The sequence below is a fragment of the Streptomyces roseirectus genome, assembly GCF_014489635.1.
Classification (GTDB): domain Bacteria; phylum Actinomycetota; class Actinomycetes; order Streptomycetales; family Streptomycetaceae; genus Streptomyces; species Streptomyces roseirectus.
In genome coordinates this window covers 3755460-3775396 of record NZ_CP060828.1, presented here as the reverse complement: position 1 = coordinate 3775396, position 19937 = coordinate 3755460, and the positions used below count along the sequence as shown (strand labels likewise).

The window sequence follows — 19937 nt, the reverse complement described above, 5'->3', positions numbered from 1 at the left end:
CGAATGTTCCGGGAACCTATGGCGTCTCACGGGGTTCGTCAAGAGGGCATGCGGCGATACGATCGCCGCCATGACACCCTCGGACCCCGCTGAAACGCGGCCACAGACCGCGACGCTCGCGGAGATCGCCCGCGAGGCCGGCGTCTCCGCGCCGACTGTTTCGAAGGTCCTCAACGGACGGGCCGACGTCGCGCCCGGCACCCGGACCCGTGTCGAGAACCTGCTGCGCGCCCACGGCTACCGGCGCCGACGGGCCGAGGCGACCCGTTCACCCCTCATCGACCTGGTCTTCCACGAGCTGGAGAGCGCCTGGGCCCTCGAAGTCATCCGGGGCGTCGAGAACGTCGCGCGCGACGCCGGCCTCAGCGTCGTGCTCAGCGAGAGCGCGGGCCGGCTCACCCCCGGCCGGACCTGGGCCGACCAGGTCGCCGCCCGCCGCCCGCACGGCGTCATCCTCGTCCTGTCCGGCCTCGACGAGTCCCAGCGCGCCCTGCTGACCAGCCGTTCCGTGCCGTTCGTCGTCATGGACCCGGCGGGCGACCCCGGTGCGGACGTCCCCTCGATCGGCGCCACCAACTGGCAGGGCGGCCTCGCCGCCACCCGGCACCTGGTCGAACTCGGCCACCGCAGGATCGGCGCGATCAGCGGCCCGCCGCAGATGATGTGCAGCCGCGCCCGCGTCGACGGCTACCGCGCGGCGCTGGAGACCGCCGGGCTGCCGGTCGAGTCCGACCTCATCCGTACGGGCGACTTCCACCACGACACCGGCTACCGCGTCGGCCGTGAACTGCTGGCCCGCCCCGACCGGCCCACCGCCGTCTTCGCCGGCAACGACCTCCAGGCGCTCGGCCTGTACGAGGCGGCGCGCGAGCTGGGGCTGCGCATCCCCGAAGACCTCAGCGTCGTCGGCTTCGACGACCTGCCGGTCGCCCGCTGGGTCGGGCCGCCGCTGACGACCGTCCGCCAGCCGCTGACCGAGATGGCCGAGGCGGCGGCGCGGCTCGTCCTCGAACTCGGGCGGTCCGACAACGGGAGCGCGGAGGGCCCGGCGGCGACCCGGGTGGAGCTGGCGACGAGCCTCGTGGTGCGCTCCAGCACGGGGGTGCCGCCGTTGGCCGGAAGCTGATGTATTGACGGGTGTGGCGGGCGCCCCCACACTCCTCCGAAGTCAATCGGTTGCACAACCGAAACTTTCGGAGGCACCCGCAATGAGATCCTCCCCCCGATCACGCCTGTCCGCTCTGCTCGCCGGGGCGGTGACCGTAGGCGCCCTGCTCACCGCGACGGCCACCCCCGCCCAGGCCGCCGACACCCCCCTGCGCGACCTCGGCACGGCCAAGGGCAAGGTCATCGGCACGGCGGTGACCGGCTCCAAGCTCACCGGCACCTACGGCGACCTCGCCGGCACCCAGTTCTCCTCCCTGACCCCCGGCAACGCCATGAAGTGGGGCTCGGTCGAACCGACGCGGGGCACCTTCAACTGGACCGAGGCCGACCAGATCGTCGACTTCGCCGAGGCCCACAACCAGCAGGTGCGCGGCCACACCCTCGTCTGGCACAACCAGAACCCGAACTGGCTCACCAACGGCACCTGGACGCCCGCCCAGTTGAGCACCCTGCTGCAGAACCACATCGACACCGAGGTCGGCCGCTACAAGGGCCGCATCGCCGCCTGGGACGTCGTCAACGAGCCCTTCAACGAGGACGGCACCTACCGCCCGACCCTCTGGTACAACGGCCTCGGTGTCGACTACATCGCGAACGCGCTGCGGTGGGCGCGGGCCGCCGACCCCGACGCCAAGCTCTACATCAACGACTACAACGTCGAGGGCGTCAACGCGAAGTCCAACGCCCTCTACAACCTGGTCAGTTCGCTCAAGCAGCGGGGCGTGCCGATCGACGGCGTCGGCCTCCAGGCACATCTGATCCTCGGTCAGGTCCCGTCCTCGTTCCAGCAGAACATCCAGCGGTTCGCCGACCTCGGGCTCGACGTCGCGATCACCGAGCTGGACATTCGCATGAACCTCCCTTCCGACGCGGGCAAGTTGGCCCAACAGAAGGCCGACTACAAGGCGGTGACGGCCGCTTGTGTCGCCGTCGCGCGGTGCGTGAACCTCACGGTGTGGGGGTTCACCGACTCCGACTCCTGGGTCGAGTCGACGTTCCCCGGGGAGGGGGCGGCGACGCCGTACGACGCCAACTTCCAGCCGAAACCGGCCTATTACGGCATCTCCGAAGCGCTCGGCGGGACGTCGAACCCGCCGACCGGGGCGTGCCGGGCGACGTACACCGTCACCAGTCAGTGGAACACCGGGTTCACCGGGAACGTGGTGATCTCCTGCTCCGGGGCCGCGCTGTCGTCCTGGCGGGCGACCTGGACCTTCGGCGCCGGGCAGGCTGTGACGCAGGCGTGGAACGCGGTGTGTACGCAGTCGGGGGCGGCGGTGTCGTGCGCGAACGCGTCGTACAACGGGACCGTGCCGGACGGGGGTTCGGTGTCGTTCGGGTTCAACGGGTCCTGGAGCGGGGGCAATCCGGTGCCGGTGGTGACGGTGACGTAGGGGCTCGGTGCCGGGCGCGGGGCTTGCCTCCGGATGTGAGATTTTCCGAAGAAATCAGCCCTGAGGCCCCTCTCCTTACAGTGCGTTGACATTCCGGACTTATGTTCGTCGTGTGACGCGAAACGAGGAGCAAGGCGACGAAGGCAGACAGGTGAGCCGGCGGTCGAGGGTCCTGAAGATCGTCGGCCTCACCCTCGCGGGCGTACTCGTGCTGGGGGTCGCCGCCGGCGGCTGGGTCTACTGGCACCTCAACGCCAACATCAAGAGCGTCGACATCGACCAGGCGCTCGGCGACGACCGCCCCACCCGTCCGATGATCACCCCGTCCCCCTCGGCCTCCCCGCTCCCCACCGGCTCCCTCAACATCCTCGTCCTCGGCTCCGACTCCCGAACAGGCAAGGAGAACAAGGAACTCGGCGGCGGCCCCGAGGGCGGTGCGCGCTCCGACACGGCCATGGTCGTCCACCTCGACGCCGGCCGTACCGCCGCGACGGTCGTCAGCATCCCCCGCGACACCCTCGTCACCCGCCCCTCCTGCCCGCTCCCCTCGGGCGGCACCAGCCGGGTCGCCCACGGCGTCATGTTCAACACCGCTTACGAACGCGGCGGGCCCGCCTGCGCCGTCAAGACCGTCGAGACGATGACCGGCGTCCGCATGGACCACTACATCGAGGTCGACTTCGCGGGCTTCGCGAAGCTCGTCGACGCGCTCGGCGGCGTCACCGTCACGACCACCCAGGACATCGACGACGTCGACAGCCACCTCCGACTCGACGCGGGCACCCACCACTTGGACGGCAAGACCGCCCTCGCCCTCGCGCGCACCCGCCACGGCATCGGCGACGGCAGCGACCTCGGCCGCATAGGGCTCCAACAGACGCTGGTGAAAGCCCTGTTGACCCAGATCTCCCGGCTCGACCTGCTCAGCAGCCCCACCAAGCTCTACCAGGTCGCCGACGCCGTCACCGGCAGCCTGACCACCGACACCGGGCTCAGCTCCCTCTCCGACCTGATGCAACTCGGGCAGAGCGTACGGGGGTTGTCGGTCGCCAACCTCACGACCGTGATGATGCCGGTCGTGCCGGCGCCGTCGGACTCGAACCGGGTGATCGCGAAGGAGCCTGAGGCGCGGGAGCTGTGGGAGTCGTTGAGATAGCCCGGGATTTTTCCGGTGAGTCTGTCGATGTGGCGCGGTCTCGTTCGACGTACGGGTGAGAGGCGGGGAACGGCCCCGCTCACCGGGCCCCGACGGCCCATGAACACCGAGGAGTCACCATGCCCCGCTACCTGTCGCTCGTGAAGATCGACGAGGCACGTGTCCCGGCCGAGGGCCACAGCGAGGAACTGGGCCGCCGGATGGGGGAGTTGATCGAGGAGATCACCAAGGCGGGCGTCATGCTCGACACGGCCGGACTGCTGCCGAGCGCCGAGGGGATGAGCGTGCGCTGGGAGGGCGGCAGGATCACCGTCACGGACGGGCCGTTCACCGAGTCCAAGGAGGTCGTGGGCGGATACGCGATCACCCAGTGCAAGGACCGCGCGGAGGCGCTGTACTGGGCCGAGCGGTTCCTGCGCGTCCACGAGGAGTTCTGGACGCTGACCTGCGAGGTGCGGGAGATCGCGGAAGGCTGAGCCTTTGTCGCCGGGCTGATGTCAGTGCCGGGGTGTTCCATGGTGAGTTGTGGAACGACAGCGCACCATGGACCCCCGCGAGGCCGTCGAGACCGTCTTCCGGATCGAGTCCCCACGGATCATCGCGACCGTCACCCGCCTCGTCCGGGACGTGGGAATCGCCGAGGAACTGGCCCAGGACGCCCTCGTCGCGGCCTTGGAGCAGTGGCCGAGGGACGGCGTCCCCGACAACCCCGGCGCCTGGCTGACCGCCACGGCCAGGCGCCGCGCCGTCGACCTGATCCGCCGCCGCGAGACCTACGCCCGCAAACTCGCCGAGATCGGCCGGGACTTGACGGAAACGACGCCACCGCCCGAGGGCGACACCGACGCCGACGACTTTGGTGACGACGTCCTCAGGCTCGTCTTCATGGCGTGCCATCCGGTACTGACCCCGGCCGCCCGCACAGCGCTCATCCTGCGCCTGCTGGGCGGCCTCACGACGGCCGAGATCGCGCGGGCCTACCTCGCCCCCGAAGCGACGGTCGCGCAGAGGATCGTCCGAGCCAAACGCACCCTCGCCGAGAAGAACGTCGCCTTCGAAGTCCCCCACGGCCCCGACCGCGAGGCCCGCCTCGGCTCCGTCCTGGACGTCATCTACCTGATCTTCAACGAGGGTTACGCCGCGACGGCCGGCGACGACTGGCTGCGCCCCGCCCTCTGCGAGGACGCCCTGCGGCTGGCCCGCCAACTCGCCGCCCTCATGCCGCAGGAGCCCGAAGTCCACGCCCTGGCCGCCCTGTTGGAGTTCCAGGCGTCCCGCACCCCCGCCCGCACGGACCCCGACGGCGGCCCCGTCCTCCTGCGCGACCAGGACCGCCGCCGCTGGAACCGCCCCCTCATCGCCCGGGGCATCCACGCCCTCGCCCGCGCCGAGGCCACCACCTCCGGCGCCCCCGGCCGCTACACCCTCCAGGCCACGATCGCCGCCTGCCACGCCCACGCCCACCGGTACGAGGACACCGACTGGCCCTCGATCGCCGTCCTGTACGGCCTCCTCGCCACCCGATTCCCGTCCCCCGTCGTCGAGTTGAACCGCGCGGTGGCCGTCTCGATGACGCAGGGGCCGGCGGCTGCGCTGACCCTGGTCGACGCCCTCGCCGCCGAACCCGCCCTGGAGGCTTACCACTTGCTGCCCAGCGTCCGGGGCGACCTGCTGGAACGCCTCGGCCGGACGGAGGAGGCGCGCGCGGAGTTCGTGAGAGCAGCGGGGTTGGCGGGGAACGGGCGGGAGAGGGAGCTGCTGAGGAGGCGGGCGGAGGGGGTGTAGTCCTCGGTGCCGGGCCTTCGGCGGACCTCTGCGTACGCCCCCCAACCGACCCTGCGCAAAAGGGGTTTCATCGCCCACCCCCGCTGTCACAATCGGCGGAATGAGGGGGAATCTCGCGCTGGACAGCGCGTCCGTCGTCACCGCCCTGGGCGGTCTGCTGGTCGCCCTGATCGCGGCGGGCGTCGCCCTGTGGCAGGTACAGCGCGCGCAGAGCCTGGAGCGGGAGAAGATCCAGCTCGAACTCGCCTCCCAGCTCCGTCTGAAGGAACAGGAGTGGGACCACGAACGCCAGTTGACGGAACGCGAGCGGCGCCGGGCCGAGCGCGAGGAGCGCCAGGAGACCGAGCGCGCCGCGCAGCGTGTCGCCGAGCACCGCTCGACGCTGGAGGACGGCGCGGCGGCGTACTGCGCCCGCCTGGTGCAGGAGCTGTCGACCCTCAAGATCCTCGACATGTCCCGCCCGCTGCGGCTGGAGCGGCTGTACGTGCAGGTCGGCGTGCAGGAGCAGCAGCCGTTGCGGTTCCTGTCCGCCGAGGAGCTGGACGGCGACGAGCCCCGCCTGTTCACGGACCCGGCCGCCGACCCTGACGACCCCTACCGCCTCGCGGGCGGCCGGCCCGGGGACGCACAGGAGCGCGAACGCGCCCAGGCCGAACGCGCCCAGACCGAACGCGCCCGCGCCAGAGCAGCCGCCGCCGAGGCCCGCGCCACCGCCGTCCAGACCCACACCCCCGCCGACGCCCTCCAGCGCTACCGCCGCATCGTCGTCGTCGGCGACCCCGGCGCCGGCAAGACGACCATGCTCCGCCACCTGGCCCTGCGCCTGGCGACCCGTACGACTCAGGAGCCACCCCTACTCCCGGCCTACGTCGAACTGTTCAGGTTCGTCGAGAGCGGCCACACCTCCCTGCTGGACCACCTCGCGGAGCACTGGGCCGACCACTACGGGTTCGACGACGCCCGCGACTACCTCGTGGAACGCCTCGCCGACGGCAGCGCGGTCCTCCTCCTCGACGGCCTCGACGAAGTCCTCGGCGGCGAGAACGCGCAGGAGGCGGAGAGCGCCTACCGCAAGGTCACCGCCGAGATCACCCGCCTGGCGACGAGGTTCCCGCGCGCCCCCATCGCCGCGACCTGCCGCCGTCAGGGCTGGCGCGGCGGCCTCCAGCAGTTCCAGGTCCTGGAGGCGCTGGACTTCGAGTGGCCGCAGATCGAGACGTTCGTCGCGAACTGGTTCGGCGCGGCCGACCGCCGCCGCGCCGGGCTCGTCCGCGCCCTCTCGGCGAACGGGCGGCTCCAAACCCTCGCCGCCAACCCGCTGTTGCTCAGCCTCATCGCGATCGTCTACGAGCGCGACCTCGAACTCCCCGAGCGGCGGGCCGCGTTGTACCAGCGGTGCGTCGAAGTCCTGCTGCGCGAATGGGACGCGCACCGCGAGATCACCCGCTACAGCCGCTTCACCACCGACCGCAAACAGGACCTCCTGAAGGAACTCGCCCGCCACTACCACCAGCGCGGCCTGCGCTACTTCCCCGAGGACGACCTCCTCGAACAGATCGCCCGCTTCCTGCCCACCATCGACCTCGACCCCGCCGACAGCCGCACGATCCTCGACGAGATCAGCACCCAGTACGGCCTGTTGAAGCCGCAGGCGCACGGCTGGTACGGCTTCCTCCACCTCACCCTCCAGGAGCACTTCACCGCCGCCGCCCTCCTGGAACGCGGCGCCGAGGGCGTCCGCCAGGCCGTCGACGCCCGCTACGACCCGTGGTGGGAGGAGGTGATCCTCCTGCTCGCGGGCGCCCTCCCGGACGCGACCCCGCTCCTGACGGGCGTCCTGCGACTCGGGGACGACCACGCCGTCGACCTCCTCGACCTGCCGGGCGACGACTTCTTCCACACCGACCTCCTCCTCGCGGCCCGCTGCCTGACCGGCAGCCCGCGCGTGGCCGACGTCGCCCTCCGGCGCCACATCGTCGCCGCCGTCCGGGAGTTGCTGGACCGCTCCCCGCACCCGGACGAGAAACGCCGGGCCGCCGAGGCGCTGGTCGGCGTCCTGCGCTCCGACGAACAGCTCGACGACGTCATCGCCTACATCTGCGACGTCCGGCGGCCCGAGGCCGCGCGCCTCGCGCTGATCGAGGCGCTGGAGGCGCACGGTGGCCGCCGGGTGGGTGAACGGCTGCTGGGCGCCTACGCGTTGTGCCGGGGCGCGCTGCGGGACGCGCTGGTCTCGGCGCTGGGGACACTGCGGGTGGAGGGGGCGGTGCCGGTGCTACGGGCGGAGCTGGAACGGGAGTTGGACGACATCGGCGACACGGAGTACGACTACTCGCACGGCGCGCGGGTCCCTTTGATCCTCAAGGCGCTCGGTCCGGAGGACGTCTCGGCCGACCTTCTGCTGGACGCGCTGGTCCGGTGCCAGGGCGAGTACGGGAACCCCGTGGCGCCCGTGGTGCGCGAGATCCTCAAGAACAGGGCGGAGCCCCGGCTGGCCGAGCGGCTACGGGACCACCTTGACGGGCCCCACGGGGGCGATCTCGCCGAGGTGTACCTGGACGCGGCCGGTGACGCCGGGGTGCTGGACCTGATCGAGCGGTCCCGTGCGGCGGGCATGCGAGGCCGGGGCCCGTACATGCGGGCGGTGCGCGACCACGTCGCCGAGGGCCACGGCCACATCCACCGGGACGCGCTGCTCGCCCTCGCCCACGACGACACCGTCAGCACCCAGGCCCGCGTCCTGGCTCTGGAGAGCCTTGACCACTGCCCCGGTGACCCCGGCGAACTCCACGCGCTCCTGGGCCACTTGGACGCGCGCATCCAGGTGGCCGCCGCCGCGACGCTCGCCGCGTGGGGCGCGCCGGTGGGCCTCGACATCATCCGGACGGCGATCCTCGGCAGCCGGATCGTGCCCGGCGAGACGGGCGACGGCTTCATGTGGGACACGGACCGCGTCGTCGCCGCGCTGACGCCGTACGGCCTCGACGCCGTCGTCACCGAACTGCGCGCCCGTGTCGATCCCGGGGCACCCGGTTACGCGGCGGACGCCTCGCGCGCCTGGCTGTACGCGCTGTCCCCGGAGGCCGAAGTGGACGACTACCTGCACCAGTTGCGCCGGGGACGGTCCCAGCGGCTGGTGCGGATTCCTGACCAGGTCCCGCCCTCGCGGGCCGAGGCCGTCTTCCGGTACTTCGAGGACACCCCGAGCGCCGCGATCACCGGCCACCGCCGCGACTACGAGTTCCTGCTCACTCGCGCCGCCATCGCCGCCGAGGGCGCGGCCGCCGTCGCCTGGCTCGTCCGTTTCCTCCCCGGCGGCGACCTCGCGGGCGACCACTTCCCGCAGGCCCACCACTACGCCTACGAGGCCGCCCGCCGGGCCCGCGTCCGGGTGCTGCGCGACCGTACGACGCGGCCGCTCACCCTCACGCGGGCCGCCCCACCAGCATCACCGGCGCCCCCGCCGCCCGGGTGAGGAAGACCGTCGCCGAGTTGGGCCCCTGGAGCTTCACCTTCTTGCGCAACTCCTCCGGCTCGACCGCCGAGCCGCGCTTCTTCACGGTGAGGATCCCGACCTCGCGCTCCCGCAGCAGGGCCCGCAACTTCTTGACGTTGAAGGGGAGTTGGTCGGTGATCTCGTAGGCGGTGGCGTAGGGGGTGGGGTGGAGTGCGTCGGCGGTGACGTACGCGATGGTCTCGTCGATGAGCCCGCCCTGTACGTGCCGGGCGACCTCGGCGACGAGGTGGGAGCGGATGACGGCGCCGTCGGGCTCGTACAAGTACCGTCCCAGCGGCCGGACTTGAGGGTTCGGGAGCCCCGTGCCCAGCAGGGTGTGCCCGCCCGGCAGCAGCGTCGCCCGCACGGCCCCCGGCGTCGTCCCGAACCAGACGACCGCCTCCTTGACGTCCCCGCCGTCGGAGATCCACTCCGCCTCGGCGTCCTCGGGGATCGCCTCGTGCGGGACGCCGGGGGCGATCTTCAGGGCGGCCAAGGGGGCCTTGCGCGCGGCGCCGATCGCCCAGGACAGCGGCGGCGAGTACGCCTCGGGATCGAAGATCCGCCCGCGCCCGCCACGCCGGGCGGGGTCCACGAACACCGCGTCGTACGAGGCCGTGTCGACGTCCGCGACGTCCGCCTCTTGGACGTCGATGAGGTCGGCGAGGCCCAGCGCCTCGGCGTTGGCCCGCGCGACGGCGACGGTCGCCGGGTCCCGGTCCACCGCCAGCACCCTGATCCCGGCGCGCGCCAGCGCGATGGCGTCGCCGCCGATGCCGCAGCACAGGTCGGCGAGGCTGGTGATGCCCAGCTCCCTGAAGCGCCGGGCGCGGTACGTCGCGACGCTCGCCCGTGTCGACTGCTCGACGCCGTTCGGGGTGAAGAACATCCGCCCGGCGTCCTCGGCGCCGAACTTGGCCACCGCCCTCGCCCGCAGGCGCGCCTGCCCCAGCGCCGCCGAGACCAGCTCCGCGGGGTGCGTCCTGCGGAGCCTGGTGGCGACGGCCAGCTCGTCGCCTGGCTGCGTCCCGCGCACCTCTTCGAGGAGGGCGCGGCCTTGGGGGGTGAGGAGGGGGGCGAGGTCGTTCACGGGGTCATTGTGTCTGGGGGTGGCTCTCGGGGTGTACGCCAGCCGGAGGATCGCCGGGGTCTGGCCGAGGTGTCGGACCTCGCTCGTCCGTGTCGGTTGCGAGGATCCCTCAGCATGGGACTAGTCCGACAAAATTACAAGAACGGGGCGCTTCGGCTGACTCGCCTCCGCGCCGGAGTCGCCGTACTCGCCGCCGCCGCGATCGCCTCGGGATGCGCCCAGGGCGACCGGGGGCCGGAGCGGGCGCGGCCCGCCGCAGGTCAGGAAGGCGCCGCTGGTCAGGAAGGCGCCGCCGGGCGCTCCGCGCAGGCCCGCCCGCCCCTCTCGTCCGCCGAACGCCTCCGCGCCGAGCAGTCCGCGCGGGTCGCGGCGGCACGGAAGTGGGGGCTGAGGAGGGTGCCGCTGGCCGCGCCGCCGGCCCCCGCGAAGAAGCCGGTGATCACGACCCGGGACGGCTTCGAGGTCGACGACCACGAGGAGCTGGGCCTGCCGCCGGTGTTCACGACCATCCCGACCAAACAGAAGGTCGTCTTCCTCACCATCGACGACGGCGCCGAGAAGGACCCCGCGTTCCTGCGGATGATGACCGAGCTGAAGGTCCCGTACACCGCGTTCCTCTCGGACTACCTGGTCAAGGAGGACTACGGGTACTTCAAGCGGATGCAGGACGCTGGGGTCGTCCTGAACAACCACACCCTCCACCACCCCTACCTCCCGGGTCTGTCGTACCAGCGGCAGAAGCGCGAGATCTGCGGCATGCAGGACGTCATCGAGAAGCGGTACGGCAAGCGGCCCCTCCTCTTCCGCCCGCCGTTCGGCAACTACAACCGCGACACCCTGCGTGCCGCGAAGGCGTGCGGGGTGAAGTACGCCCCACTCTGGGACGAGGAGGTCTTCGTCGACCACTGGGAGTACCGCGAGTGGGACCGCGACCTCCACCCCGGCGACATCGTCCTGAGCCACTTCCGGGGGCGGGACGACTGGAAGGGCACGATGCCCGACATGGTCCGCCGGTTCCTGAACATGGTCACCGAGAAGGGGTACGCCGTGGGACGCCTGGAGGACTACCTGTGAGAAAGCGGGGGCTGGTGGCGGGCGTCCTGCTCGCAACCCTGACGCTCGTCAGTGGCTGCGCGCAGTCCGTCGACCCGATCGAACGGCTCGGCAAGAAGGCGGCGGAACGGGTCCACGGGTCCTATCCGGGGTCCCCCGGGGGTACTACGGGACGTGCGGGGTCCCCCGGGGGTACTACGGGTATCCCCCTCCCCCCTGTCCTCGACCGCGTCCCCACCACCGACCCCGTCGTCTTCCTCACCTACGACGACGGTGCCGAACGCGACCCCCGTTTCATCGACATGGTCCGCGAACTCCGGCTCCCGGTCAGCATGTTCCTCACGGACAGCGTCGTCGGCCCCGGCTACGGCCACTTCGCGCGCCTGCGTTCCGTCGGCGCCGACATCCAGAACCACACCCTCCACCACGCGGCCCTGCGCGGCCTGCCCTACGCGGGCCAGCGCGCGGAGATCTGCGGCCAGCAGGACAAGCTCAAGGCCCGCTTCGGCCACCGCCCGCGCCTGTTCCGCCCGCCCTACGGGACGTACGACCGCACGACCCTGCGCGCGGCGGCGGATTGCGGTGTCGCCGCCGTCGTCCTGTGGCGTGCCGTCATGACCCCCGCCGGTCTCGCCTACACCCACGGCTCGCACCGCCTCCTGCCCGGCGACATCGTTGCGATGGACTCCGACGAGACGGCCGGACCGGCCCTGCGTGAGCGGACCGTGCGGGTACTACGGGAAGCGCAGGAGAGGGGCCTCACGGTGGGGAGACTCGAGGACTACCTCCAGAGGGCTACCTCCAGAGGCCGCCCGTAAGGGGTCGCCCGTAGGGGAAATCTCCGCCCGTCGCCGCCAGAATTAGCAGTCCGCTTGACCGAGTGCTAATCGCGGTCATAGTCTCGGCTCTGGCACTCCCCACTGGAGAGTGCCAACGAAGCGACGGGCAGGTCCGGCACCCGCGACGACGGATCCACCTGGTCGCCACCTCAGACAGTTAACCCCGTGAGATCTCCGAAGGGGGAGGTCGGATCGTGACGACCGCCAGCTCCAAGGTTGCCATCAAGCCGCTTGAGGACCGCATCGTGGTCCAGCCGCTCGACGCCGAGCAGACCACGGCCTCCGGCCTGGTCATCCCGGACACCGCGAAGGAGAAGCCCCAGGAGGGCGCCGTCCTCGCCGTGGGCCCGGGCCGGTTCGAGAACGGCGAGCGCCTGCCGCTCGACGTCAAGGTCGGCGACGTTGTCCTGTACAGCAAGTACGGCGGCACCGAGGTCAAGTACAACGGCGACGAGTACCTCGTCCTCTCGGCTCGCGACGTGCTCGCGATCATCGAGAAGTAGTACCACCTCAGGTTTTTGAGCTGCGCCCCTGGCCCCGCGACCTTCTGAAGGAGCCGGGAGCCCGGGGCGCAGTCTTTTTATCCACAGATTTTCCGAGAGGGCACCCGCTGTCATGGCGAAGATCCTGAAGTTCGACGAGGACGCCCGTCGCGCCCTTGAGCGCGGCGTCAACAAGCTGGCCGACACGGTCAAGGTGACGATCGGCCCCAAGGGCCGCAACGTCGTCATCGACAAGAAGTTCGGCGCCCCGACCATCACCAACGACGGCGTGACCATCGCCCGTGAGGTCGAGATCGACGACCCGTACGAGAACCTTGGCGCCCAGCTCGTGAAGGAGGTGGCGACCAAGACCAACGACATCGCGGGTGACGGCACCACCACCGCCACCGTGCTCGCCCAGGCGCTGGTGCGCGAGGGCCTGAAGAACGTCGCCGCGGGTGCCTCCCCGGCGCTGCTGAAGAAGGGCATCGACGCGGCCGTCGCCGCCGTCTCCGAGGACCTTCTCGCCACCGCCCGCCCGATCGAGGACAAGGCGGACATCGCCGCCGTCGCCGCGCTGTCCGCGCAGGACACGCAGGTCGGCGAGCTGATCGCCGAGGCGATGGACAAGGTCGGCAAGGACGGTGTCATCACCGTCGAGGAGTCCAACACCTTCGGTCTGGAGCTGGACTTCACCGAGGGCATGGCCTTCGACAAGGGCTACCTGTCGCCGTACTTCGTGACGGACCAGGAGCGCATGGAGGCCGTCCTGGAGGACCCCTACATCCTCATCAACCAGGGCAAGATCTCCTCCATCCAGGAGCTGCTGCCGCTGCTGGAGAAGGTCATCCAGTCCGGTGGCTCCAAGCCGCTGCTGATCATCGCCGAGGACGTCGAGGGCGAGGCCCTGTCGACCCTGGTTGTCAACAAGATCCGCGGCACGTTCAACGCCGTCGCCGTCAAGGCGCCCGGCTTCGGTGACCGCCGCAAGGCGATGCTGCAGGACCTCGCGATCCTGACCGGCGCGACCGTCATCTCCGAGGAGGTCGGGCTCAAGCTGGAGCAGGCCGACCTCGACGTGCTCGGCACCGCCCGCCGCGTCACCGTCACCAAGGACGACACCACGGTCGTCGACGGCGCCGGCGACTCCGCCGACGTCACGGGCCGCGTCGCCCAGATCAAGGCCGAGATCGAGAACACGGACTCCGACTGGGACCGCGAGAAGCTCCAGGAGCGCCTTGCGAAGCTGGCCGGCGGCGTGTGCGTGATCAAGGTCGGCGCCGCCACCGAGGTGGAGCTCAAGGAGAAGAAGCACCGCCTTGAGGACGCCATCTCCGCGACCCGCGCCGCGGTCGAGGAGGGCATCGTCTCCGGCGGTGGCTCCGCCCTCGTCCACGCCGCGAAGGTCCTCGAAGGCGGCCTCGGCAAGACCGGCGACGAGGCGACCGGTGTCGCCGTCGTCCGCAAGGCCGTCGTCGAGCCGCTGCGCTGGATCGCCGAGAACGCGGGCCTGGAGGGCTACGTCATCACCTCCAAGGTTGCCGAGCTCGACAAGGGCCAGGGCTTCAACGCCGCGACCGGCGAGTACGGCGACCTGGTCAAGGCCGGCGTCATCGACCCGGTCAAGGTCACCCGCTCCGCCCTGGAGAACGCCGCCTCCATCGCCTCCCTCCTCCTCACGACCGAGACCCTGGTCGTCGAGAAGAAGGAAGAGGAAGAGCCGGCCGCCGCGGGCCACTCCCACGGCCACGCGCACTGACCGCTGACGCGCCCCGCGCCTGAGACCCGGCACCCTTTTCGGGGGTGCCGGGTTTCTTTCTGCCCGGCGATGCCGCCGCTGGGTGAGGACCGAGGCCGAGTGGGGCCACCGCTGGGTGGGGGCCGAGGCTGGGTGGGGCTGGCGCTGGGTGGGGGCCGAGGCCGGGTGGGGCCACCGCCGGGTGGGGGCCGACGCTGGGTGGGGCTGGCGCTGGGTGAGGGCCGACGCCGAGTGAAGGGCCGCTGCCGGGTGGGGGCCGGTGCTGGGTGAGGGCCGCCGCGAGATGAGGTCCACCGCCGAGTGGGGTCTGCTGCCAGGTGAGGGCGCGAGCCCACCTCACCGGACCGCGCCCGGTACCCGCAGCCAGAGGCGGACGGCGCGCTGCATCGCACCGGAGCAAGCCCCGTGCCCGCGGGCACCCGGCACCGGTGTTCACGGCGACGGGCGTGCGCATCGGCAGGGCGGCCCGTGCCCGCGGGCACCCCGCACCGGCGGGCGCGAGCGCGCGGGCCGGCTGGCGTCTCGCCCCCAGAACACGCCCCGCCCCGGCCGGGCCGGCGACGTCCGCCTTCACCCGGGGCGGCCCCGCCGAGAGCGCGTCAGCCCTGATTCGGCCCCGACGATCCGAGGGCGTGTCCGCCGAGCAAGGCCCGGAACCAGCGCTCCGCATCCCCGGCGAGACCAATACCGGCCTGGGCGGAGCCCGGCGGGTTAGTCGCGCACCACGGCCACACGGAGGATGGCCCGGACGCCGGCTCGCCCCTCCGGCACCTGCGCCAGTGCCTCACTGCGGCCCGTACTTGCGGCCCGTCTTCGAGGAGAGGCCGCTGAGGAGGCCGCGGGGGGTGACTTTGACGACGCCCATGAGGGCCTTGTAGCGGGGATCCGGGATGGAGACGGTCTTGCCGCGGGCGAGGTCCTGCAACGCCTCGGCGACCAGTTTGTCGGCGTCGAGCCACATCCAGCCGGGGATGTTGTCGGTGCCCATACCGGCGCGCTCGTGGAACTCCGTGCGCACGAAGCCGGGGCACAGCGCCATGAGGCGGACGCCGCTGCCGTCGAGGTCCTTGGCGGCGCCCTGGGTGAACTGGACGACCCACGCCTTGGACGCGCCGTAGGTGCCGCGCGGCAGGAACGCGGCGACCGAGGCGACGTTCACCACGCCCCCGCGTCTGCGCTCGCGCATCGCCTCGGTGGCGGCGGACGTCAGCCGCAGCACGGCCTCGCAGTGCACCTTGAGCATCTTCAGCTCGTCCGCCATGGAGACGTCGAGATAACGGCCCTTGTTGCCGAAACCGGCGTTGTTGACCAGCAGGTCGACGGGGTTTTTGCGGTCACCGAGCCGCGCGGCGACCGACTCGATGCCCTCGTCCGTGGAGAGGTCGGCGGCGAGGACTTCCGCCTCGACGCCGTGCCGGTCGTGCACCTCCGTCGCCTGCTCGCGCAGCCGCTTCGTGTCGCGTGCGACCAGCACCAGGTCGTGCCCGTCAGCCGCCAGCCGCCGCGCGAACGCGGCGCCGATTCCCGCGGTCGATCCCGTAATCAGAGCCGTTGTCATGGCTGAAGAGTAGGCGGCCGGGGAACGCGCGTCCGTATGCCCCATGGCCTCTCCCTGCGCTGGGGAGGCCGCCCGCAACGGCTTGGTGACACTCCTCGGTCCGCCCTGGACAAAGCGCCCCTGACGCGATGTCAGCCGCCGTACTTCTCCACGTACTCCAGGGTCCTCTCCCTCCACTCCGGATGCAGCGCCTCGCCCACCGTGAGCAGGCGCGGCAGCAGTTCCCGCTCGGTGGTGACCGCGCGGAACGCCATCGCGACCGTCACCTCGTGGTCCGGCCGGTGCACGATCTCCACCGCGTCGCCCGCGCGGATTTCACCCGGCTCGATCACCCGCAGATACGCCCCCGGCGCCGCCGCACGCGTGAACCGCTTGACCCACTGCTGCTCGCCCAGATGGCCCTGGAAGGTGAGACACGGGACCCGCCCGCTCGTCACCTCAAGGACCACCTCCGCCCCGATCCGCCACCGCTCCCCGATCAGCGCCCCGGACACCTCCAGCCCCTCGGTCGTCAGGTTCTCCCCGAACGCCCCGGCGTTCAGCGGACGGCCCAGCTCGCGCTCCCAGGTGTCGAGATCTTCGCGCGCGACCGCGTACACCGCCTGGTCGTCCCCGCCGTGATGCCGCAGGTGGGCGATCTCGTCCCCGGCGAGCCCGCTCCCGCCGGTCCCCTTCGGACCCGGCGCCGACACCCGCACCGGCCCCGCCACCGGACGCTTGTCGATGCCGGTCAGCCCCTGCGGCTGTTCGGTGTAGGGCACGGCCGTCAGCCGCCCCAGGTTCACGGACAGAATCTTCATGTACGCACCGTAAGCGAGCCGGCCTCAAAGAGTCGACATACTTTTGGCTGTCATACCCAAGAGCCACTTATGGCCAGAGCTATGCTCACCACGTGATCGAGGCCCGCCATCTGCGCGTTCTGCGCGCCGTCGCCACCACCGGTTCCTTCTCCGCCGCCGGCCGCGAACTCGGCTGCACCCAGCCGGCCGTCAGCCAGCAGATGAAGGCGCTGGAGACCTCCGTCGGCACCCCGCTGCTGGTGCGCGGCGGACGCGGGATGCGCCTCACCGAGGCGGGCGAGGCCCTGGTGCGGCACGCCTCCGGCATCCTCGCCGGGCTGACGGCCGCCGAGGAGGAGATCGCCGCGATCGCGGGCCTGCGCGCGGGAAGGGTCCGCCTGGTCTCGTTCCCCAGCGCCAGCTCCACCCTCGTCCCCACCGCCCTGGCCGCCCTGCGCGCCGCCCACCCCGGCACCCGGGTCTTCCTGGAGGAGGCCGAACCCCCGCGCTCGGTCGCCCTCCTGCGCGACGGCGACTGCGACGTCGCCCTCGCCTTCCGGTACGAGAACGCCCCGGCCGACGCCGAGGAGTGGGCCGACCTCGTCGTACGGCCCCTGCTGAGCGACCGCCTCGTCGCGCTCGTCCCCGAACGCCACCCCCTCGCGCGCGTGGCCGCCGTCGACATCGCCGACCTCGCGCGCGAGCCGTGGATCGCGGGCTGTCCGCGCTGCAGCCGCCAGCTGGTCCAGGTGTGCGAGAGCGCCGGGTTCACCCCGAGGATCGACTTCGCGACCGACGACCACCCCGCCGTCGTCGGCCTGGTCGCCGCCGGGCTCGGTGTCGCCGTCCTGCCGCAGCTGGCGCTCGCGTCCGTGCGCCCGCGCGGGGTGCGCATGCTCGCGCTGGAGCCGGCCGTCCGGCGCGAGGTCGTCGCCCTCACGCTGCCCGACCTGGCGCGGGTGCCCGCGGTGGCGGCGACGCTCGGCGAGTTGGAGCGGGCTGCCGTGCGGCAGTGAGGGGCCGGGGTACGCGCGCGTACCCCGGCCCCTCGCCGTCTCTCAGGAGAAACGTTCCTTCATGTGTTCGAAACGACGGCCGTCTCGGCCGACGCCGTGACGAGACGGCCGCGTGCCCGCCCCATCAGTTCCTCGCGCTCGTCCTCGGTCAGTCCGCCCCACACGCCGTAGGGCTCACGCACCGCCAGTGCGTGCGCCGCGCACTGCGCGCGGACCGGACACCTCATGCAGACCTCCTTGGCCGAGTTCTCACGAGCGCTCCTGGCTGCCCCGCGCTCGCCCTCCGGGTGGAAGAAGAGCGAGCTGTCGACCCCGCGGCAGGCAGCCAGAAGCTGCCAGTCCCACAAGTCCGCGTTCGGTCCGGGAAGGCGGGAGAAATCTGCCATTGCGTGACCCCTTGTAGCCGTGCTGAGCGGATACGGTGCCCACGACCGTACAACTACGATCTAAGGAGATGAAAATATGACTCATTGGGAATCTAGCTCTAGACACCACCTCAAGGGAAGAAATGGGTCTAAATGGGGCACCGGTTGTGATGAAACGGCGAGGGTCCGTTGCGCCGTCTCCACCGTCCGGGCGCCCTCACGTAGAGTGCCGAAGAGGCTACGCAGCCCCGTAACTCTTTCGAGTGACCGTCGTTGAGAGTGCGGAGGCGGTTGAAAACACAAAAGCTCGGGCGGATGTCCGAGCCGGTCGACCGCACAGGTGAATACGTACCAGCCTGGAGGCACAAGGTGACGCGCATCAGCTGCGGAGGGCGGCCATGACATCCGTCCTCGTCTGCGACGACTCCCCGCTTGCCCGAGAGGCGCTGCGCCGCGCGGTCGCGACCGTGCCCGGCGTCGAGCGCGTGACGACCGCGGCCAACGGCGAGGAAGTCCTCCGCCGCTGGGGCGCGGACCGCTCGGACCTGATCCTGATGGACGTACGCATGCCCGGCCTGGGCGGCGTCGAGACCGTACGGCGGCTGCTGTCCGCCGACCCCGGTGCGCGCATCATCATGCTCACCGTCGCCGAGGACCTGGACGGCGTGGCCCTCGCGGTAGCCGCAGGCGCCCGCGGCTACCTGCACAAGGACGCCTCCCGCGCGGAACTGCGCGCGACCGTCACCCAGGCGCTCGCCGACCCGACGTGGCGCCTCGCCCCCCGCAGGCTCCGTTCGGCCGAGATGGGCGCCGCGCCCACGCTCACCGCGCGCGAGATCCAGGTGCTCGAAGGGATGAGCCACGGGCGGTCCAACGCGGAGATCGGGCGCGAACTGTTCCTCTCCGAGGACACCGTCAAGACGCACGCGCGCCGGCTGTTCAAGAAGCTGGGCGCGTCGGACCGGGCACACGCGGTGGCCCTCGGGTTCCGGTGGGGACTCGTTCGCTGACAGGGCCCGGCGCTCGCGGGACGGACGCGTTCCGAGAGTCATCTTGGACACATTCCGCAAGCGCTTCCGATGGCTGTCGCCTCCTCACTCTCCGCTGGTGGGTGGGGTGGTGGGAGCCGGTGGACGCCGGCCGCGCGCACGGCTCCCGCGTAGGCGCGCTGCTCGTTTCGGCGGGGATGCCGCATGCTTGAGGTGTGGAGTTCCTCGGGGACGAGTCGGCCGAGCGGGAGGGGAGGGCGCAGGGGATGAGTTCCGGCGCACCTGCTCATAACGCTTCGGTGCACAACGAAGGACACGGCGCCACGGACGGGACGGCCGGAGTGCACCATGGACCGATGCGCGATGACGAGGCGGTCCGAGCCCAGGGGACGATCGGCGCCCTCGTCCATCGCGCGGTGGACGGCGACGAGCAGGCGACCCACGACCTGCTCGCCCACGTCCACCCGCTGGCCCTGCGCTACTGCCGTACGCGCCTGTCGCGCCTCCCCGGGGACGCGCGCCACTTCGTGGAGGACCTGGCGCAGGAGGTCTGTGTGGCCGTCCTCCTCGCCCTGCCGCGCTACCGGGACACCGGGCGCCCCTTCGAGGCGTTCGTGTTCGCCATCGCCGCCCACAAGGTCGCCGACCTCCAGCGCGCCGCCATGCGCCACCCGGGCTCGACGGCCGTCCCCTCCGACGAGATGCCGGAGCGGCCCGACGACTCCCTCGGCCCCGAGGAGCGCGCCCTGCTCAGCAGCGACGCCGCCTGGGCCAAGAAGCTGCTCGCCAACCTCCCGGAGAACCAGCGGGAGCTGCTGCTGCTGCGGATCGCCGTGGGGCTGACGGCCGAGGAGACCGGACAGATGCTGGGCATGTCGCCCGGCGCGGTCCGCGTCGCCCAGCACCGCGCGCTGAGCCGACTGCGGGCGCTGGCCGAGCAGTGACACGGAAGGCGCCTTGGTTGAACAGGGCGCCCCTGTGTTCCGTACGAACATACGAAGCCCGAGGT

17 protein-coding genes are annotated in these 19937 nt (G+C 71.5%); 13 read left to right on the top strand and 4 right to left on the bottom strand.

Annotation, left to right across the window (positions count from 1 at the left end):
* Window positions 1-70: 70 nt before the first annotated feature.
* The 6 genes from IAG44_RS15640 to IAG44_RS15615 all read left to right on the top strand — a co-directional run bounded on the left by IAG44_RS15640 (window position 71) and on the right by IAG44_RS15615 (window position 8977).
* Window positions 71-1126: a LacI family DNA-binding transcriptional regulator gene (locus IAG44_RS15640; RefSeq protein ID WP_187747730.1), complete on the top strand. Its 1056-nt coding sequence runs from the start codon at window positions 71-73 to the stop codon at window positions 1124-1126.
* A gap of 82 nt (window positions 1127-1208) precedes the next feature.
* Entirely contained in the window at window positions 1209-2561 is a 1353-nt protein-coding gene (locus tag IAG44_RS15635; protein WP_187747729.1) for a glycoside hydrolase family 10 protein, read from the top strand.
* Window positions 2562-2673: 112 nt separating this feature from the next.
* Entirely contained in the window at window positions 2674-3717 is a 1044-nt protein-coding gene (locus IAG44_RS15630; protein WP_187747728.1) for an LCP family protein, read from the top strand.
* Window positions 3718-3836: 119 nt separating this feature from the next.
* A complete protein-coding gene (locus tag IAG44_RS15625) occupies window positions 3837-4193 on the top strand; it encodes a YciI family protein (RefSeq protein WP_187747727.1) in 357 nt (118 codons plus the stop codon).
* Between the two features lie 67 nt (window positions 4194-4260).
* On the top strand, window positions 4261-5502 hold the full coding sequence (locus IAG44_RS15620) for an RNA polymerase sigma factor (RefSeq protein ID WP_187752709.1): 1242 nt from the start codon (window positions 4261-4263) through the stop codon (window positions 5500-5502).
* A gap of 100 nt (window positions 5503-5602) precedes the next feature.
* Complete coding sequence (locus IAG44_RS15615; RefSeq protein WP_187747726.1) at window positions 5603-8977, top strand: NACHT domain-containing protein; 3375 nt, start codon at window positions 5603-5605, stop codon at window positions 8975-8977.
* Here IAG44_RS15615 and IAG44_RS15610 read toward each other — a convergent pair.
* Window positions 8928-10088, bottom strand: a complete 1161-nt coding sequence (locus IAG44_RS15610; RefSeq protein WP_187747725.1) for a THUMP-like domain-containing protein — start codon at window positions 10086-10088, stop codon at window positions 8928-8930. The genes IAG44_RS15615 and IAG44_RS15610 overlap by 50 nt on opposite strands.
* 114 nt (window positions 10089-10202) lie before the next feature.
* Here IAG44_RS15610 and IAG44_RS15605 point away from each other — a divergent pair, with 114 nt between their 5' ends.
* From IAG44_RS15605 to groL, 4 genes are all read left to right on the top strand, one after another.
* Entirely contained in the window at window positions 10203-11162 is a 960-nt protein-coding gene (locus IAG44_RS15605) for a polysaccharide deacetylase family protein (RefSeq protein ID WP_187747724.1), read from the top strand.
* Window positions 11159-11959, top strand: a complete 801-nt coding sequence (locus IAG44_RS15600) for a polysaccharide deacetylase family protein (RefSeq protein WP_187747723.1) — start codon at window positions 11159-11161, stop codon at window positions 11957-11959. Before IAG44_RS15605 ends, IAG44_RS15600 begins: the two co-directional genes overlap by 4 nt.
* A gap of 215 nt (window positions 11960-12174) precedes the next feature.
* Entirely contained in the window at window positions 12175-12483 is a 309-nt protein-coding gene (groES, locus tag IAG44_RS15595; protein WP_004955293.1) for a co-chaperone GroES, read from the top strand.
* A 112-nt stretch (window positions 12484-12595) separates the two neighbouring features.
* A complete protein-coding gene (gene groL, locus IAG44_RS15590; RefSeq protein ID WP_187747722.1) occupies window positions 12596-14221 on the top strand; it encodes a chaperonin GroEL in 1626 nt (541 codons plus the stop codon).
* Window positions 14222-15005: 784 nt separating this feature from the next.
* On the opposite strand, the gene IAG44_RS15585 is transcribed toward groL, so the two are convergent.
* On the bottom strand, window positions 15006-15779 hold the full coding sequence (locus tag IAG44_RS15585) for an SDR family NAD(P)-dependent oxidoreductase (protein ID WP_187747721.1): 774 nt from the start codon (window positions 15777-15779) through the stop codon (window positions 15006-15008).
* A gap of 131 nt (window positions 15780-15910) precedes the next feature.
* Window positions 15911-16579 carry an MOSC domain-containing protein gene (locus IAG44_RS15580; RefSeq protein ID WP_187747720.1) on the bottom strand — a complete coding sequence of 223 codons (669 nt, stop codon included), beginning with the start codon at window positions 16577-16579 and terminating at the stop codon, window positions 15911-15913.
* A gap of 92 nt (window positions 16580-16671) precedes the next feature.
* On the opposite strand from IAG44_RS15580, the gene IAG44_RS15575 reads away from it, so the two are divergent.
* Window positions 16672-17574 carry a LysR family transcriptional regulator gene (locus tag IAG44_RS15575; protein ID WP_187747719.1) on the top strand — a complete coding sequence of 301 codons (903 nt, stop codon included), beginning with the start codon at window positions 16672-16674 and terminating at the stop codon, window positions 17572-17574.
* A 59-nt stretch (window positions 17575-17633) separates the two neighbouring features.
* Here IAG44_RS15575 and IAG44_RS15570 read toward each other — a convergent pair whose 3' ends face one another.
* Window positions 17634-17960 (bottom strand): WhiB family transcriptional regulator, encoded by a 327-nt coding sequence (locus tag IAG44_RS15570; protein ID WP_187747718.1) that lies wholly within the window; start codon window positions 17958-17960, stop codon window positions 17634-17636.
* Between the two features lie 377 nt (window positions 17961-18337).
* Between IAG44_RS15570 and IAG44_RS15565 the strand changes: the two genes are divergently transcribed.
* Together IAG44_RS15565 and IAG44_RS15560 are read left to right on the top strand one after the other, a co-directional pair.
* Entirely contained in the window at window positions 18338-18949 is a 612-nt protein-coding gene (locus IAG44_RS15565; RefSeq protein ID WP_003948568.1) for a response regulator transcription factor, read from the top strand.
* 335 nt (window positions 18950-19284) lie between these two features.
* Window positions 19285-19872 carry a sigma-70 family RNA polymerase sigma factor gene (locus IAG44_RS15560; RefSeq protein ID WP_187747717.1) on the top strand — a complete coding sequence of 196 codons (588 nt, stop codon included), beginning with the start codon at window positions 19285-19287 and terminating at the stop codon, window positions 19870-19872.
* Window positions 19873-19937: the final 65 nt, after the last annotated feature.

Coding starts and splice junctions, on each gene's coding strand:
- IAG44_RS15580 (WP_187747720.1), bottom strand. CDS start 16,579: ATGAAGATTCTGTCCGTGAACCTGGGGCGGCTGACGGCCGTGCCCTAC.
- IAG44_RS15640 (WP_187747730.1), top strand. CDS start 71: ATGACACCCTCGGACCCCGCTGAAACGCGGCCACAGACCGCGACGCTC.
- IAG44_RS15635 (WP_187747729.1), top strand. CDS start 1,209: ATGAGATCCTCCCCCCGATCACGCCTGTCCGCTCTGCTCGCCGGGGCG.
- IAG44_RS15585 (WP_187747721.1), bottom strand. CDS start 15,779: ATGACAACGGCTCTGATTACGGGATCGACCGCGGGAATCGGCGCCGCG.
- IAG44_RS15570 (WP_187747718.1), bottom strand. CDS start 17,960: ATGGCAGATTTCTCCCGCCTTCCCGGACCGAACGCGGACTTGTGGGAC.
- IAG44_RS15560 (WP_187747717.1), top strand. CDS start 19,285: ATGCGCGATGACGAGGCGGTCCGAGCCCAGGGGACGATCGGCGCCCTC.
- IAG44_RS15615 (WP_187747726.1), top strand. CDS start 5,603: ATGAGGGGGAATCTCGCGCTGGACAGCGCGTCCGTCGTCACCGCCCTG.
- IAG44_RS15605 (WP_187747724.1), top strand. CDS start 10,203: ATGGGACTAGTCCGACAAAATTACAAGAACGGGGCGCTTCGGCTGACT.
- groL (WP_187747722.1), top strand. CDS start 12,596: ATGGCGAAGATCCTGAAGTTCGACGAGGACGCCCGTCGCGCCCTTGAG.
- IAG44_RS15565 (WP_003948568.1), top strand. CDS start 18,338: ATGACATCCGTCCTCGTCTGCGACGACTCCCCGCTTGCCCGAGAGGCG.
- IAG44_RS15625 (WP_187747727.1), top strand. CDS start 3,837: ATGCCCCGCTACCTGTCGCTCGTGAAGATCGACGAGGCACGTGTCCCG.
- IAG44_RS15620 (WP_187752709.1), top strand. CDS start 4,261: ATGGACCCCCGCGAGGCCGTCGAGACCGTCTTCCGGATCGAGTCCCCA.